General features: G+C 66.8%; 12 protein-coding genes. 5 read left to right on the top strand and 7 right to left on the bottom strand.

Annotated features, from left to right (window positions below; genetic code table 11):
- Nucleotides 1-78: 78 nt before the first annotated feature.
- From A3IC_RS0144900 to typA, 7 genes are all read right to left on the bottom strand, one after another.
- Complete coding sequence (locus A3IC_RS0144900; protein WP_020556609.1) at nucleotides 79-1725, bottom strand: peptide ABC transporter substrate-binding protein; 1647 nt, start codon at nucleotides 1723-1725, stop codon at nucleotides 79-81.
- Between the two features lie 492 nt (nucleotides 1726-2217).
- Nucleotides 2218-3351: an ABC transporter ATP-binding protein gene (locus tag A3IC_RS0144895; protein WP_020556608.1), complete on the bottom strand. Its 1134-nt coding sequence runs from the start codon at nucleotides 3349-3351 to the stop codon at nucleotides 2218-2220.
- A 45-nt stretch (nucleotides 3352-3396) separates the two neighbouring features.
- The gene (locus tag A3IC_RS0144890; protein WP_106669198.1) at nucleotides 3397-4497 is read right to left on the bottom strand and encodes an ABC transporter ATP-binding protein; all 1101 of its coding nucleotides are present in this window, start codon (nucleotides 4495-4497) and stop codon (nucleotides 3397-3399) included.
- Nucleotides 4498-4630: 133 nt separating this feature from the next.
- Nucleotides 4631-5617, bottom strand: a complete 987-nt coding sequence (locus A3IC_RS0144885) for an ABC transporter permease (RefSeq protein ID WP_020556606.1) — start codon at nucleotides 5615-5617, stop codon at nucleotides 4631-4633.
- A 131-nt stretch (nucleotides 5618-5748) separates the two neighbouring features.
- Nucleotides 5749-7512: an ABC transporter substrate-binding protein gene (locus tag A3IC_RS0144880; RefSeq protein ID WP_026219463.1), complete on the bottom strand. Its 1764-nt coding sequence runs from the start codon at nucleotides 7510-7512 to the stop codon at nucleotides 5749-5751.
- A 131-nt stretch (nucleotides 7513-7643) separates the two neighbouring features.
- Nucleotides 7644-8687, bottom strand: coding sequence for an ABC transporter permease (locus A3IC_RS0144875; protein WP_020556604.1), 1044 nt, complete (start codon nucleotides 8685-8687; stop codon nucleotides 7644-7646).
- Nucleotides 8688-9012: 325 nt separating this feature from the next.
- The gene (gene typA / locus A3IC_RS0144870; protein WP_020556603.1) at nucleotides 9013-10878 is read right to left on the bottom strand and encodes a translational GTPase TypA; all 1866 of its coding nucleotides are present in this window, start codon (nucleotides 10876-10878) and stop codon (nucleotides 9013-9015) included.
- A 202-nt stretch (nucleotides 10879-11080) separates the two neighbouring features.
- Here typA and A3IC_RS0144865 point away from each other — a divergent pair, with 202 nt between their 5' ends.
- The 5 genes from A3IC_RS0144865 (at nucleotide 11081) to A3IC_RS0144845 (ending at nucleotide 16070) form a co-directional block, all read left to right on the top strand.
- Complete coding sequence (locus tag A3IC_RS0144865) at nucleotides 11081-11890, top strand: hypothetical protein (protein WP_158696348.1); 810 nt, start codon at nucleotides 11081-11083, stop codon at nucleotides 11888-11890.
- A gap of 273 nt (nucleotides 11891-12163) precedes the next feature.
- Nucleotides 12164-12487: a hypothetical protein gene (locus A3IC_RS0144860; protein ID WP_079027103.1), complete on the top strand. Its 324-nt coding sequence runs from the start codon at nucleotides 12164-12166 to the stop codon at nucleotides 12485-12487.
- A 4-nt stretch (nucleotides 12488-12491) separates the two neighbouring features.
- The gene (locus tag A3IC_RS0144855; RefSeq protein ID WP_020556600.1) at nucleotides 12492-13313 is read left to right on the top strand and encodes a hypothetical protein; all 822 of its coding nucleotides are present in this window, start codon (nucleotides 12492-12494) and stop codon (nucleotides 13311-13313) included.
- Nucleotides 13314-13383: 70 nt separating this feature from the next.
- Entirely contained in the window at nucleotides 13384-15312 is a 1929-nt protein-coding gene (locus tag A3IC_RS0144850; protein ID WP_026219461.1) for a fumarate reductase/succinate dehydrogenase flavoprotein subunit, read from the top strand.
- On the top strand, nucleotides 15312-16070 hold the full coding sequence (locus tag A3IC_RS0144845) for a succinate dehydrogenase/fumarate reductase iron-sulfur subunit (RefSeq protein WP_020556598.1): 759 nt from the start codon (nucleotides 15312-15314) through the stop codon (nucleotides 16068-16070). The genes A3IC_RS0144850 and A3IC_RS0144845 overlap by 1 nt, the downstream gene beginning before the upstream one ends.
- Nucleotides 16071-16074: the final 4 nt, after the last annotated feature.

Genomic DNA, 16074 nt, shown 5'->3' with positions numbered 1-16074 from the left:
GGCCCGCCACCGCCAAGATCCGGCCGCACCGTTGGGGTGCGGCCGGACCGTGGTCAGCGCCGGGTCATATCCGGATCACTACTTGACGGTGACCTCGGTGAAGACCGGGTTGCCGTACGGGTCGAACTGGACGTTGGAGACCTTGGTCGAGGAGCCGGCCTTGGTCACGTAGTACCACAGCGGGATGGACGGAACGTCCTTCGCCATCTGCTGCTCGGCCTGCTGCCAGAGCTTGACACCCTCGGTCTGGTCCGGGGCGGCCATCGCACGCTTGGCCAGGTCGTCGAACACCGGGCTGGAGTAGCCCGAGTCGTTGGAGGCGGCACCGGTCAGGTAGACGTCCGCGAGGAAGTTGTCCGGGAACGGGTAGTCCGCACGCCAGCCGGTGCGGTACGCGCCGGTCATCTTCTTGTCGGTGATGTCCTTGCGCGCCACGCTGAACTCGGGGTACAGCTTCGGCTCGCAGGCGCCCGGCTGCTTCAGCGCCTCGTTGATGCTGTTGCAGACCGCGGTGACCCATTCCTTGTGCGGGCCGTCCGCGTTCGTGGCGATGGTGAGCTTGCCACCGGGGATGCCACCGCCGGCCGTGACCAGCTCACGGGCCTTGGCCGGGTCGTACTTGGTCAGCTCGCCGGTGATGTCCTTGCTGTAACCCGGGATGTTCGGGGCCAGCCAGTCGGTCGCCGGCTGCTCGGCGCCCTTGTAGATCGCCTTGACGATGCTCGCCCGGTCGATCGCCATGGACAGGCCCTGGCGGACCTTCTCCTTGCCCGGCGCGCCCCAGCCGGCGTCGTACAGCGGGAAGCCGATCTTCTGGATCGAGAACTGCGGGGCCTCGATCGCGCGGTCGCCCAGGTCCTTCTTGAAGCTGCCCACGGCGGCCGTCGGGATCTGGTCGATCACGTCGAGCTTGTTGTCGCGCAGCGCCGTGTAGGCGGCGTCGTACGTGGTGTACATATCCAGACGCACACCGTTGGACTTCGGCTTGTCGTCACCGACGTACTTGTCGTACTTCTTCACGGTGATCGACTTCTTGTGGTTCCAGCCGCCGTTGGCGGTGTCCAGCTGGAACGGACCGTTGCCGATCGGCGCCTCGCCGTACTTCTTGGGGTCCTTGAAGAACTCCTGCGGCAGCGGCGCGTAGACCACGTAGCCGAGGCTCGCCTTGAAGGACGAGACGGCCTGCGTGAGCTTGATGGTGAACGTGTTGTCGTCCACCACCTTGAGGCCGGACATCTCCTTGGTCGTCGGCGCACCGTTCTCCGGGTGCACCGCGTCGTAGCCCTCGATCTTGGCGAACCAGCTCGAGTTGATCTGCTTGTTCTCGGAGTTGGCGCCCCAGTTCCACGCGTCGACGTAGGACTTCGCCGTGACCGGCTCGCCGTTGTGGAAGGTCCACCCGGGCTTGAGCTTCACGGTGTAGTTCGTCGAGTCCGGGCTCTCCACCGACTGCGCCATGGCCGGCACGGGCTGGCCGGTCTTGGAGTCGTAGGTGTACAGACCGCGGAACATGAGCTGCAGCGGGTAGAACCCACCGGTCTCGTTCGAGTTCGCCGGCTGAATCAGGTTCTGCGGCTCGGTGCTGCTGGCGGAGTAGTAGCCGGCGGGAAGCCCGCCGCCACTGCCCTTGCTGCCCTTGTCGTCATCGCTGCTGCCACACGCAGTCGCCGCCAGGCCGAGAACGGCCATGCCGACGACCCACTTCACGCGCGTTGTTCCGCGCATGGGTTGCCTCCTCATGGAATCACTACCGAAGTGAAGTGCAACGGGGCTCCCAAGCGGGAAGCTTCCGTTGCAGCTGCTCGTAGAGTCGGCGCCCCCGAGCGCGTGACCAGGTTCCGAGCACAAGCGGATCCACTATCCGTCACCGATTGGCTGCGACCAATCCCCTGCAGGTTTCAGTTTGATCACGTAAATCTATGATCAATCTCGAAACCCAGACATATGAGACCAGTAATGAAGCCGTATCAAACGGACACCATGTACCGCTGACCGGAGCATACAGTCCGATGAGCGAACGCCCATAGGACGCCCCTACCTCGTCTCGATAGGCGAGAAACGCTACCGAGCGTGACGACACGCGGCCGGTCGAGACGGCGCGGATCGCCTGCCGATACCGGTTCAACGCGCGTAGCTGACCTGCAAGGAAAGCACGAAGAACGGGATGCCACCAAATCGGTGGCATCCCGTTCCTGACTGCGATATAACAACCGGCCGTTACTCCGGGTCGGAAATGATCCCCGCTTCCAGGGCCGCTTCGATTCGCTCCTCGGGCATGATCTCCTCGGCCTTCGCGGTGGCCTCCAGTGGTCCCGGGAAGTGGCACGCGACGCGATGGCCCTGGAGCAGGGTCTCGATCCCGATCAGCGGCGGCTCCTCGTTCGCGCACACGTCCTGCGCCTTGGGGCAGCGGGTGCGGAACCGGCAACCCGACGGCGGGTTGATCGGACTGGGCATGTCGCCGAAGGCGTGCACCCGTGTCCGGTTCGCGCCCTTGTCCGGGTCCGCTTCCGGCACCGCGGCCAGCAGCGTGTGCGTGTACGGGTGGTGCGGGTTGGAGTACAGCGAGGTGCGGTCGGCGATCTCCACGATCTTGCCGAGGTACATCACCGCGACCCGCTGGGAGAAGTGCCGGACCACCGCGAGGTCGTGCGCGATGAACACGAAGGCGATGCCCAGGTCCCGTTGCAGGCCCTGGAGCAGGTTGATCACCTGGGCCTGGATCGACACGTCGAGCGCGGAGACCGGCTCGTCGGCCACGATCAGCCTCGGTTGCAGCGCCAGCGCGCGGGCGATGCCGATCCGCTGTCGCTGCCCGCCGGAGAACTCGTGCGGGAAGCGGTTGTAGTGCTCGGGGTTCAGGCCCACACGCTCCAGGAGCTCCTGGACCCGCTTTTTTCGGCCACCCTCGGGATCGATCCCGTTGACCTCCATCGGCGACGCGATGATCGCGCCCACCGTCTGTCGCGGGTTCAGCGACGAGTACGGGTCCTGGAAGATCATCTGGATCTCGGTGCGGATGGGCGCGATCTGCCGCCGGGTGGCGTGCGTGATGTCCTTGCCGTCGTAGCGAATCGTGCCGCCCGAGGGTTCGAGCAGCCGGCTGATCAGCCGGCCGGTCGTGGACTTGCCGCAACCGGACTCGCCGACCAGACCCACGCTCTCCCCCGCCGCGACCGACAGGTCGATCCCGTCCACCGCGCGCACGTGGAGCATCTTGCGGCGGACCAGGCCGCCCCCCTTGACGGGGAAGTACTTGGTCAGGCCCCGCACGTCGAGCAGCGGCTCGCCGGGCGACTCGGGCGCAGGGTCCGGGGTCGGCGCCGGGGACTCGCTGATCGTCTCGGTCATCGTCGTTACTCCTGCTTTCTACCGTCGTCGGCCGGGCTGGGGCGATCAGCCCAGCAGCGGACGGACGTCGTCGATGAAGATCCGCTGCTTGTCCTCGGCGCTCAGGTGGCACGCGGCACCTCGGCCGTCCACCAGGGCGAGCGGCGGGCGCTCGGTCGAACACCGATCGCCGCCCACCGTGTCGACGTAGTCGCACCGCGGGTGGAACGGGCAGCCCGAAGGCGGCGCCAGCAGGCTCGGCGGGGTGCCGCGCACCGGCCGCAGCGGGATGTCGACGTCGCCCGACAGGTTGGGCATCGAGGACAACAACCCCCACGTGTACGGGTGCCGGGGGTTCTTCAGCACCTCGCGCACGGTGCCCTTCTCCACGCTGCGCCCGGCGTACATCACCAGCACGTCGTGCGCCATCGACGCGATCACGCCGAGGTCGTGCGTGATGAACAGGATCGCGGTGCCGAACTCGTCCTGGAGGTCCCGCAACAGATCGAGGATCTGTGCCTGGACCGTCACGTCGAGCGCGGTCGTGGGCTCGTCGGCGATCAGCAGGTCGGGGTCGCAGACCAGCGACATCGCGATCATCGCGCGCTGGCGCATACCGCCGGAGAAGTGGTGCGGATAGTCGTTCACGCGGGTCTTGGGGTTGGGGATCCCCACCCGGTCCAGCATCTCGATGGCCCGCGCGTGCGCGTCGTGCCGGTTGGCGCCCGTGTGCCGACGGTAGGACTCGGCGATCTGCTCGCCGACCGTGTAGAACGGCGACAGCGCGGTCAGCGGGTCCTGGAAGATCATCGAGATCCGTCGCCCGCGCAGATCGCGCAGCTTGCGCTCGGGCATCTTGACCAACTCGTGGCCGTCGAACCGGATCTCGCCCTCGATCCTGGTCCGTTCGCGGTTGTGCAGCCCCAGGATGGTCAGCGAGGAGACCGACTTGCCCGATCCGGACTCGCCGACGATGCCGAGCGTGCGACCCTTCTCGACGTCGAAGGTCAACCCGTCGACGGCCTTGACCACGCCGTCCTCGGTGCTGAAGTGGACCTGTAGGTCGCGGACCGACAAGAACGCGTCGGGCCGGTCGCCGGACGGGCTCGAATCCCGCTGCTTGACCAGACTCGGGGTGCCGTCGGTGGTGTCGGTGCCGGCGGCCATGTCCTGCTCCCGGGCCTGTTCGTCGGAGACCGTGGCATCCGTGGATGTCGCGGCCGTGGTGGGCTTTGTGGACGCTTCGGATGGGGCGGGGCTCGTGGCCGCGCCGCGGCGCAGTCTCATCGCGGGCCGCCCGTCATGACAGCCGCACCCGGGGGTCGATGGCCGCGTAGGCCATGTCCACCGCGAGGTTCGCGAGCATCGTGAAGGTGGCCGCGACCATCACCACGCCCATCATCATCGGCAGGTCCGAGTCGACCACCGAGGTCACCGCGAGCATCCCGATGCCATGCAGGCTGAAGGTGGACTCGGTGATGATCGTGCCGCTCATCAGGACGCCGATGTCCACGCCCAGGACGGTGACGATCGGGCTGAGCGCGCCGCGGAACGCGTGTTTGAGGTAGACGCTGCGTCCGGACAGGCCCTTGGCCTTGAGTGTTCGGACGTAGTCCTCGGACAGCACGTCGACCATGGTGGATCTGGTGAGGCGGCAGTACATCGCCATATGGATCGTCATCAGACAGATCCACGGCAACAGCAACGCGGACGCCCATCCTCCGGGATCACCGAAGAACGATGGGGGGTCCGTCGGTCGGTCGAGCCATCCGAGTTGCTGTACGAAGACGTAGATGAACAGCGGGCCCAGGACGTAGATCGGGGCGGAACCACTGAGCAGCGCGACGCCGGTGGTCACCTTGTCCGTGGTCTTGCCGCGCTTGAGCGCGGCCAACACGCCCATCCCGATGCCGATCGTGGTGCACAGCAGGATCGCGCCGATCGCGAGCGACAGGGTCACCGGGAAACGGTCGGCCAGCTTGTCGAAGACGTTCTCGTTGTTGGCGAACGAGTAGCCCAGGCACGGCGCGTCGCACGCCTTGTCGCCGATGGTGCGTCCCGTGAAGATCCCCGAGATGAAGATCCAGAACTGTTCGATGAGGGATTTGTCCAAGCCGAGGTTCTGCCGGACGACTTCGCGCATCTCCGGGGTGCAGTTGCGACCGCACGAAAGTCGTACGACGTCGTCGGCACCGGAGGCCGCGAAGAACAGATAGAAGGTGATGCCGCTGACGACGAGCAGGATCGCCACTACGCCGATCAGCCGACGGACCAGGAATCGAAGCATGAGGCCGGGCTTCCTCCGCGATGTGCCCAGAGGGTGGATCCGTCCCGTCGCGTTCGGTCCGGGACCCCGATCTCGGGGTCCCGGACCGAACGCTTCACCGTCGGATCAACCGGAAGAGGGGCTGACGGCTACTACTTGACGAAGACGTTGTGCAGGTCGATCGCACCGTGGATGTTCAGCCCGGCCCCACCGATCTGCGGGCCGTAGACGAGACGGTGCCGCTGGTACAGGTACGGGATCGTCGGCACGTCTTCCATGATCTTCTGGTCCAGCTTCATCCACTCGACGGCCTGCTGGTTCACGTCCGTGATCTTGAGGATCCGGTCGATCTCCGTGTTCACGCTCGGGTTGTTGTACTGCGAGTAGTTCTCACCGTCGTCGACGATCTTGCGACCGTCGAAGACCGGGGTGTAGACGGTGGCGCCGGTCGGCCAGTCCGCGCCCCAGCCGGCCCAGTACAGGTCGCAGGGGGTGTCCAGCTTGCCGATGACGTCGTAGTACTCCTTGTCGGAGATCTCCTTGCGCTCCATCTGGAAGCCCGCCTTGTTCAGCGAGTCGATGATGGGCAGCGCGCGCTCCTGCTGGGTCTTGGACGTGGTGAAGCAGAAGACGACCTTCTGGCCGACCTTGCCCGCCGCTTCCAGCATCTGCTTGGCCTTGGCCTGGTCACCGTCCGGCGGCAGACCGTCGAACAGGCTCTTGTACGGCGCGAAGCCGAGCTGCGTCACCGACGCGAGCGAGTTGGCGAAGTCGCCGGCGGTCGGGCCGCCTTCGGCCAGTCGGGCCGAGTTGCGCGGGAACGCGGTCAGCATCGCCTTGCGGACGTTGACGTCGGTGATCCGCTTGTTGTTGATGTCCCAGCGGTTCGTGTACGGACCCACGGCGTCGGTGACCCGGTTCTTGAGCGCCGGGTCGGTCGCGATCTGCTGCGCGAAGTTGGCGTCGGGGCGCTCGTTGAGGGTGAACGCGGCGGCGTCACTGCCGGCCGCGGCGGTCAGCCGCTGGAACTGCTGCGGAGCCGCGACACCGAGCTCGAACTTGAACTGGTCCACGTACTGGTGGCGGATCGCGTCGGTGGCCGGGTCCCAGTTCGGGTTCTTGTCCAGCACCAGAGCCTTGTCCGGCTCGTGCGAGGTGACCTTGTACGGACCGCTGGCGAACGGCTTGCGGTCGTTGTCGTCCTTGGTCTCCTTGGCCTTGGGCATCGGCGACGAGGTACCCATGGCGACCGCGAAGGGGAAGTCGGGGTGCGCCTCGGTCAACTTGAAGATGATCGTCTTCGCGTCGGGCACCTCGATCTTGTCCGGGCCCAACTCCTTGCCGTTGAACGGACCTTCGTAGGCCTCGAAGTAGTTCTCGGTGCCGGTGAGCCACTGCTGCACCCACTTGGGGCCCTGGTTGTAGGGCTTGTGGAAGGAACGTTCCACTCCGTACTTGACGTCCGCCGCGACGATCGGCGAGCCGTCCTCGTACTTGAGGTTGTCCTTCAGGGTGAACTTCCAGGTCTTGCCACCGTCGGTGGTGCTGCCCGGGTCCGTGGCCAGGTCGCCGACGAGCGTGGTCTTGTCGCCCTCCTTCTTGTAGAAGGTCAGGCGCCGGGAGACCAGTTCGGAGATGGTCATCAGGTTGCTGACGTACGCGCGCTGCGGGTCGAGGTGGGAGAAGCCGCTGCGGTTGAGGACGCCGGCGACGCCGCCCTTCTTGGCCCCGGGGATCTCGGCAGCGGGCCCCTTCGAGTCCGCGGCCGTACCCACGGAGACCGCCGCGGTCTTGGCCTGCGGCTTGCCCTGCTCTTCCTTCTCGTCCCCGCCACCGCTGCTGCACGCGGACGCCGAAGCCGCGAGGGCCCCCACTGCGAGCAACGCGGCGAACCGGTGCTTCCCCGTCGTTTTCATGTAATCCCCTCATCAGAAAATCCGGGTTCACCCGGCTGTGCTTTACGGCGTGCAGGAAGTGCCAGAAGCAGACTTGAAGGCCGCGACAGGATGCGGTTGATGCGCGTCGACCCGGGGACGACCGCTGCCCGTTACCGGTTGGCCTTGGGGTCCAGCGCGTCGCGAACCGAGTCGCCGAAGAGGTTGAAGGCGAGCACGAAGATCACCATCGCGGCGGCCGGGAAGGCCATGTACGTGACGTCGCTCTGCATGTTCTCGAAGCCCTTGTGGATCATCCGGCCCCAGTCGGGGGTCGGCTCCGTCATGCCGACGCCGAGGAAGGAGAGTGCGGCCTCGGTGGTGACGTAGGTCGGCACCTCGATCGTCGCGACGATCAGGATCGGGGTCCACAGGTTGGGCAGGAGCTCGCGAAAGATGATCCGCCTGGAACTCGCGCCGCTGATCTTGGCGGCTTCGATGAACTCGCGCTCACGCATCGACAACACCTGCCCACGCAGGATGCGGGCGATCCGGCACCAGCCGAAGAGCGACAGCACGATGATCAGCGCCATGGCCCTGAGCCAGGTCGGCGTGGTCTCGCGGTCGCTCACGAACAGTGCCAGGGCGATCGGCGTGAAGGCGATGAAGAACAGCTGTGAGGGCATCGCCAGGAGGGTGTCGATGACCCGACTGATCACGTAGTCGGTCCGGCCGCCGAGGTAGCCGGCCGTGATCCCCAGGATGGTGCCCGTGATCGTGACGATCAGGACCACGATGATCGCGAGCAGCAGGGAGGTCCGGATGCCGTAGACGAGCTGGGTCAGCACGTCCCGACCCAGCGTCGGCTCGATGCCGAACCAGTAGTCCCCGGACATGCCGCCGTTGGGCGCGATCGGGAAGCCGCGGGAGTTGAGCAGCCCGGGCTCGGTCTGGCCGTAACGCGTGTAAGGGTTCTTGCCGTACAGCTTCGAGATCAAGGGCGCGGCGAAAGCGACCACGAAAAAGAAAACCACTATGGCCGTCGAGACCATACCGATACGATCCTTGCGAAAGCGCCGCCAGGCCAGTTGGCTCGGCGAACGCCCCACGATCTCTTTCGGTACGGCGCCGACGCCCGTCTTGTCGAGCATCGCGCCGGGTTCCCCTGAAGCCGAGGGTCCGCCCGCTTCCGGGACCAGCTGGGGTTGCATGGTCATTGCCGCAAATACCCCCGAGGTGAGGTCGGGTTCGACCGGGTGCCGTTTGGTTTGGTGGCCGCACGGACTCTCGCAACCCAATTACCCGGACGTCAAGAGGCAGTCAGAGTAAACCTTGAAACGAAAAGTAATTAACATTTGCGTTTCTTTGGAACTTCGAAGTTGATCGATTATTGATCGATTATTTCGCGCACATAGCCAACATAACGAATATAACCGGGCAAAGATATCGACTTGGTCTCAGCATGCGAAAAGCCGGTGACCTGCGGGTTCGACCGCAGGTCACCGGCTCGTTTCGGGTCGCGCGAAGGCGACCGTCAACCGATCAGCGCTTGGCGCGCGAGGCCGAGCGGCCACGCTCCTTCTGATCGAGAACGACCTTGCGGATGCGCACGGTCTCCGGGGTCACCTCGATGCACTCGTCCTCACGGCAGAACTCCAGCGCCTGCTCCAGCGAGAGCTTGCGCGGCGGGATCAGCTTCTCGGTCTCGTCGGAGGTCGACGAGCGCATGTTGGTGAGCTTCTTCTCCTTGGTGATGTTGACGTCCATGTCGTCGGCGCGCGAGTTCTCGCCGACGATCATGCCCTCGTACACCTCGGTGGTCGGCTCGACGAACATCTGGCCGCGCTCCTGCAGGTTCATCATCGCGAACGGCGTCGCGACACCCGCGCGGTCGGCGACCAGCGAGCCGTTGTTGCGGGTCCGAATCTCGCCGAACCACGGCTCGTAGCCCTCGTGCACGCTGTGCGCGATGCCGGTGCCCCGAGTGTCCGTGAGGAACTCGGTGCGGAAGCCGATCAGGCCGCGCGCGGGCACCACGAACTCCATCCGGATCCAGCCGGTGCCGTGGTTGGTCATGGTCTCCATACGGCCCTTGCGGGACGCCAGGAGCTGGGTGATCGCGCCGAGGTACTCCTCGGGCGAGTCGATGGTCAGCCGCTCGACCGGCTCGTGGATCTTGCCGTTCACCTCGCGGGTGACCACCTGCGGCTTGCCCACGGTGAGCTCGAAGCCCTCCCGGCGCATGGTCTCCACCAGGATCGCCAGCGCGAGCTCGCCGCGGCCCTGGACCTCCCACGTGTCGGGACGCTCGGTGGGCAGCACACGCAGCGACACGTTGCCGACCAGTTCGCGCTCCAGGCGGTCCTTCACCAGGCGGGCGGTGACCTTGTGGCCCTTGCCGCCCTTGCCCACCAGCGGCGAGGAGTTGGTACCGATGGTCATCGAGATCGCGGGCTCGTCCACGGTGATCAGCGGCAGCGGACGCGGGTCCTCGGGGTCGGCGATGGTGTCGCCGATCATGATCTCCGGGATGCCGGCGATGGCGATGATGTCGCCGGGGCCGGCCTCCTCGGCGGGCTTGCGCTCGAGCTGGTCGGTCATCAGCAGCTCGGTGATCTTGACCCGCTCGATGGTGCCGTCGTGCCGGCACCACGCGGCCTGCTGGCCCTTGCGGATGGTGCCCTGGTGCACACGGCACAGCGCGATCCGGCCGAGGAAGTTGGACGCGTCCAGGTTGGTCACGTGCGCCTGGAGCGGCGCGCCCTCGTCGTACTCCGGGGCCGGGATGGAGTCCAGGATGGCCTGGAAGAACGGCTCCAGGCTGTCGCTGTCGGTCGGCACGGTGCCGTCCGCGGGACGCACGAGGGTGGCCACACCGTCCCGCGCGCACGCGTAGACGATGGGGAACTCGATCTGCTCCTCGGTCGCGTCCAGGTCCATGAACAGCTCGTAGGTCTCGTCGACGACCTCGGAGATGCGCGAGTCGGGACGGTCGACCTTGTTGATGCACAGGATGACCGGCATCTTCGCCGCGAGCGCCTTGCGGAGCACGAAACGCGTCTGCGGGAGCGGGCCTTCCGAAGCGTCGACGAGCAGCACGACACCGTCCACCATCGACAGGCCGCGCTCCACCTCTCCGCCGAAGTCGGCGTGGCCGGGCGTGTCGATGATGTTGATGGTGACCGTGGGGCCACCGTCCTTGGGGTGATAGGCGACGGCGGTGTTCTTCGCGAGAATGGTGATGCCCTTCTCGCGCTCCAGGTCGTTGGAGTCCATCACCCGGTCGTCCATCTGATGGTGGGCACTGAACGTGCCCGCCTGCTTCAGCATGGCGTCGACGAGGGTGGTCTTGCCGTGGTCGACGTGGGCGACGATGGCGACGTTGCGGATGTCATGGCGCGTGGGCACGGCTGCGTGTCTCTCGGCTTCAGTCGGGGATGCTACGGACGGGCTGGCGATCCGTGGGCCTCCTCCGCCGCGCGATGGGCATCGCACGAACCGGCCTGCCTCCTCGGCGCCAAGGTCAATCGTACGGGGAGGAGCGTCCTCCGCTCGGTCCCGGCGCCCGCCGGCCGCCGTTCGAGCGGCCCACAGGGCAGAATCCGTAGGTGTGAGCGAGTCTGGCGAGTCCTTCAACGAGCGAATCCGCAAGCGGTGGTCCAGGCGGGCCGCCGACCGGCCGGACGGGACCTTTGGCCCCGTTCCATCCGATATGGGGGCCGACGCGACGCCCGCGCCGTCCGATCAGGGCACTCCGGCGGGGCGGGCCCGGCTGCTCTACGAGCGGGCCACCGAGGCGTATCGCGACGGGGATGTGGCAATGGTCGAACAATTGGCCGATCTGATCCCCGAGGGGCCCGAAAGTGAGCCCTATCGCACTTTCGCGCGGGTCCAGTCGCTGGAGGCACACGCCGACGACGCGGCCGCGGCCGCGGTCGCCCGGGCCTACCTGGACCGGATCGGCCCGAGCCACCCCGCCTGGGACACCGCCCGCGCGCTGTTCGGCGAGGTGATGGTGCAGGCGCTGATCATGGGCACGGTGCCGCTCGCGGACAACCTGGCCGCCGCCGAAGAGGCGCTGCGCAAACCCGACGATTCCTACCGGCACCCGTCGGGTGCCACCATCCGCTTCGAGGCCGAGGACGACGAGCCGCTGCTGATGGTGTTGCACGGAAACGCGACGAAGGCGGTACGGGCCGCCAAACGCCTTGTCGCGGTCGAAAAGCGGTCGTCTCGCGCCGGGCACGCCGACGCCTTGTGCACTTTCGCGCTGTGTGTCTGTGCCGCGGGCGATATCAGCGCCGCCCGCACGGCGCTCGTCGAAGCCGAGGGAATTCTTCCGGGCCGCCCCCGCATCATCGCAACCCGCGCCCGGGTGGAATCCAGCCCGGCCGCCACATTGCGCTCGGAAGATCATTAAACCTCGATTTTTTCAAGCCCTGCCGCGACCCTCGAACCCCGTTGGCCCTGATCACCGGAATTCGATCTTGCTCCCTGAAGATCGAATTCCGGTGATCTTTGTATCGGTGATCATGTTTTCCCGATCTGTGACCCATCAGATCCGCGAAACACTTTCCATCGATTGATCGTTCGCGCCAGACTGCCGACGTTCCCACCTCGGGAATCAATGGCAAGTCCGCAACACCATCCCCATCCCCCGGCCCCCGACGACGTGGCGCCGGAAAAGCAGGAGGTGAGCGCGATCTTGACGACTCGGGCGCACGAGGACCTGGCCCAGGCCAGGCGCAGGCTCGACGATCTGACACGCGCGGTGCGCGCTTTGCGCCGCACGCTCGGCGACACGTACGGCGTCCGCAGACTCAGCGACGACGTGGAACGGGCACGGACCAGTCTCGGCTTCCTGGCCGAGACGGTCGCCGAGAACGAACCGGCGGTCGCTCCCGTCCCGACGCCGACCGAAGTGATGTCCGACCTGCCTTACGACCCGATCCTCTTCGCGGACGCGGACGACGAAGGCGTGGGCGGCATGCGCCCGTCCCGCCGGACAGGAAGGTGACGTCTTGGCTACAGGGACGACGGGACCCGCCGGCGGTACCGGCACCAACGCGCCCGGCCGGGCCCGGATCCAGGCCCGACATCTGCGCACGGACCGCTGGTGGCTCTCGCCGGCGGTGACGGTGGCCATCCTGTCCGCGTTCATCGTCTACTCGACCTGGCGCGCGTTCGCGAACGACGACTACTTCGCCGAGCCGTACGTGTCGCCGTTCTACTCGCCGTGTCTGGCGTCCAAGTGCGACAGCATGCCGATGAGCGCGAACGCGCCGCTGTTCGGCGACTGGTGGGGGATGTCCCCGGCGCTGCTGATCCTGATCTTCCCGCTGGGCTTTCGGCTGACCTGCTACTACTACCGCAAGGCGTACTACCGGGGCTTCTGGGCATCGCCGTCGGCGTGCGCGGTCCCCGAGCCGCGCGGCAAGTACACAGGCGAGACCCGGTTCCCGCTGATCATGCAGAACATCCACCGCTACTTCTTCTACTTCGCCGCCGTGGTGGCGGTGATCCTGTCCTGGGACGTGCTGATCGCGTTCCGCGACGAGCACGGGGCCTGGGGACACATGGGGCTCGGCACCCTGGTGCTGCTCGCGAACGTGCTGCTGATCTGGGCGTACACGCTCTCCTGCCACTCGTGCCGGCACATCGTCGGCGGCAAGCTCAAGCACTTCTCCGAGCACCCGGTGCGCTACCGCTTCTGGGGCTTCGTCAGCAGGCTCAACGGCCGGCACATGGAACTGGCCTGGGCCTCGCTGTTCAGCGTCGCGCTGGCCGATCTGTACGTGTACCTGGTCGCGAGCAACGCCTTCGACGACCCCCGCTTCTTCTGAGCACCGGCTCGCCCCCGGCCCCACCTGCCCGACCCGTACACATGCCCAGCCCAGTACAGGAGTTGCCCTCGTGTCCGAAGTGGAACGTCATTCGTACGACGTGGTCGTGATCGGCGCGGGCGGCGCCGGGTTGCGAGCCGCGATCGAGGCCCGCACGCGCGGCCTGCGCACCGCCGTCGTCTGCAAGTCGCTGTTCGGCAAGGCCCACACGGTGATGGCCGAGGGCGGGATCGCCGCCTCGATGGGCAACGTGAACTCGCAGGACAGCTGGAAGGTGCACTTCCGCGACACGATGCGTGGCGGAAAGTTTCTCAACCACTGGCGGATGGCCGAACTGCACGCCAAGGAAGCCCCGGACCGGGTCTGGGAGTTGGAGTCCTGGGGCGCGCTGTTCGATCGCACCGCGGACGGTCGGATCAGCCAGCGCAACTTCGGTGGCCACGAGTACCCGCGGCTGGCGCACGTCGGCGACCGCACCGGGCTGGAACTGATCCGCACCCTCCAGCAGCAGATCGTCGCCCTGCAACAGCAGGACGAGCGCGAGTTCGGCGATCCCGAGGCGCGGCTCAAGGTCTTCCAGGAGTGCACCATCACCCGCCTGTTGACCGTCCCGGACGCCGGTTCCGACACCGGCAACCGGATCACCGGCGCGTTCGGCTACTGGCGCGAGTCGGGCCGCTTCACCGTCTTCGACGCACCGGCCGTCGTGCTCGCCACGGGCGGGATCGGCAAGGGCTTCAAGGTGACCTCGAACTCGTGGGAGTACACCGGCGACGGGCAGGCCCTCGCGCTGCTCGCGGGGGCACCGCTGATCAACATGGAGTTCGTCCAGTTCCACCCCACCGGCATGGTCTGGCCGCCGTCGGTGAAGGGCATCCTGGTCACCGAGTCGGTGCGCGGCGACGGCGGGGTGCTGCTCAACTCCGAGGGCAAGCGCTTCATGTTCGACTACATCCCGGACGTGTTCAAGGAGAAGTACGCCAAGTCCGAGGCCGAGGGCGATCGTTGGTACACCGACCAGGAGAACAACAAGCGCCCGCCCGAACTGCTGCCCAGGGACGAGGTGGCGCGCGCGATCAACTCCGAGGTCAAGGCGGGCCGCGGCTCCCCGCACGGCGGGGTGTTCCTGACCGTGGTCGGCCGGATGGCGGGCGGCACCGAGGAGATCCGTCGCAAACTGCCGTCGATGTACCACCAGTTCAAGGAACTGGCGGACGTGGACATCACCGCCGAGGCGATGGAGGTCGGACCCACCTGCCACTACGTGATGGGCGGGATCGCGGTGGACCCGGACACCGCCGCGACGCCGGGCGTGCTCGGCCTGTACGCGGCCGGCGAGGTCGCCGGTGGCATGCACGGAAGCAATCGGCTCGGCGGCAACTCGCTGTCCGACCTGCTGGTGTTCGGCCGACGCGCGGGCGAGCACGCGGCACGCTACGCCGAGGCGCTCGGCGAGGAGCGGCGCGAGGCGGCCCCGGAGCAGATCGACGCGGCCGCGGCGGAGGCGTTGGCACCGTTCGCCACGGAGAGCGCGGAGAACCCGTACACGGTCCACCAGGAGCTCCAGCAGACCATGAACGACCTGGTCGGCATCATCCGCCGGGAGGGCGAGATGGCCGAGGCGCTGACCCGCCTCGAGGAGCTCAAGGCCCGCGCGGCCAAGGCCGGCGTGGAGGGCCATCGGCAGTACAACCCGGGCTGGCACCTGGCCCTGGACCTGCGGAACATGCTGCTGGTCTGCGAGTGCGTGGCGCGCTCGGCGCTGGAGCGCCAGGAGAGCCGCGGCGGACACACCCGGGACGACTTCCCGGCGATGTCGCCCCAGTGGCGTCGGGTGGTACTCGCGTGCTCGATCGCCGACCCCGACGCGGAACACCTGTCCGTGACCCTGACCCGGAGCGAGGCCGTGCCGATGCGCGCCGACCTGCTCGAACTCTTCGAGCGCGACGAGCTGAAGAAGTACCTGACCGACGCAGAACTTCCCGGGGAGGACGGCTGATGTCCTACAAGGCGGACTTTCGCATCTGGCGCGGCGATGTCGACGGCGGCGAGCTGCGCGACTTCAAGGTCGAGGTGAACGAGGGCGAGGTCGTCCTCGACATCATCCACCGCCTCCAGGCCACCCAGGCCCCGGATCTGGCGGTGCGCTGGAACTGCAAGGCGGGCAAGTGTGGTTCGTGCAGCGCCGAGATCAACGGCCGCCCCCGGCTGCTGTGTATGACGCGGATGAGCACGTTCGCGCCGGAGGAGGTGGTCACGGTCACCCCGATGCGCACGTTCCCGGTGATCCGCGACCTGGTCACCGACGTGTCGTTCAACTACGCCAAGGCCCGGCAGGTGCCCTCCTTCACGCCGCCGGCGGACCTGAAGCCGGGCGAGTACCGGATGCAGCAGGTCGACGTGGAACGTTCGCAGGAGTTCCGCAAGTGCATCGAGTGCTTCCTGTGCCAGAACACCTGCCACGTCATCCGTGACTTCGAGGACAACAAGGCGGCCTTCTCCGGCCCCCGCTTCCTGATGCGGATCGCCGAGTTGGACATGCACCCCCTGGACGTCGCGGACCGGCAGAAGGCCGCCCAGGAGGAACACGGCCTGGGTCTGTGCAACATCACCAAGTGTTGTACCGACGTGTGTCCGGAGAACATCCACATCACCGACAACGCACTGATTCCGATGAAGGAGCGGGTGGCGGACCGCAAGTACGACCCGCTGGTGTGGCTGGGGAACAAGATCCGGCGGCGGGGATCGGGGGACTGAGAGG

This window comes from Embleya scabrispora DSM 41855 (genome assembly GCF_000372745.1).
GTDB classification, from domain to species: Bacteria; Actinomycetota; Actinomycetes; order Streptomycetales; family Streptomycetaceae; genus Embleya; species Embleya scabrispora.
Note: the sequence above shows the minus strand (reverse complement) of the source record. Positions and strands in the feature narration are given on the sequence as shown.

Coding starts and splice junctions, on each gene's coding strand:
- A3IC_RS0144900 (WP_020556609.1), bottom strand. CDS start 1,725: ATGCGCGGAACAACGCGCGTGAAGTGGGTCGTCGGCATGGCCGTTCTC.
- A3IC_RS0144895 (WP_020556608.1), bottom strand. CDS start 3,351: ATGACCGAGACGATCAGCGAGTCCCCGGCGCCGACCCCGGACCCTGCG.
- A3IC_RS0144890 (WP_106669198.1), bottom strand. CDS start 4,497: ATGGCCGCCGGCACCGACACCACCGACGGCACCCCGAGTCTGGTCAAG.
- A3IC_RS0144885 (WP_020556606.1), bottom strand. CDS start 5,617: ATGCTTCGATTCCTGGTCCGTCGGCTGATCGGCGTAGTGGCGATCCTG.
- A3IC_RS0144880 (WP_026219463.1), bottom strand. CDS start 7,512: ATGAAAACGACGGGGAAGCACCGGTTCGCCGCGTTGCTCGCAGTGGGG.
- A3IC_RS0144875 (WP_020556604.1), bottom strand. CDS start 8,687: ATGACCATGCAACCCCAGCTGGTCCCGGAAGCGGGCGGACCCTCGGCT.
- A3IC_RS0144845 (WP_020556598.1), top strand. CDS start 15,312: ATGTCCTACAAGGCGGACTTTCGCATCTGGCGCGGCGATGTCGACGGC.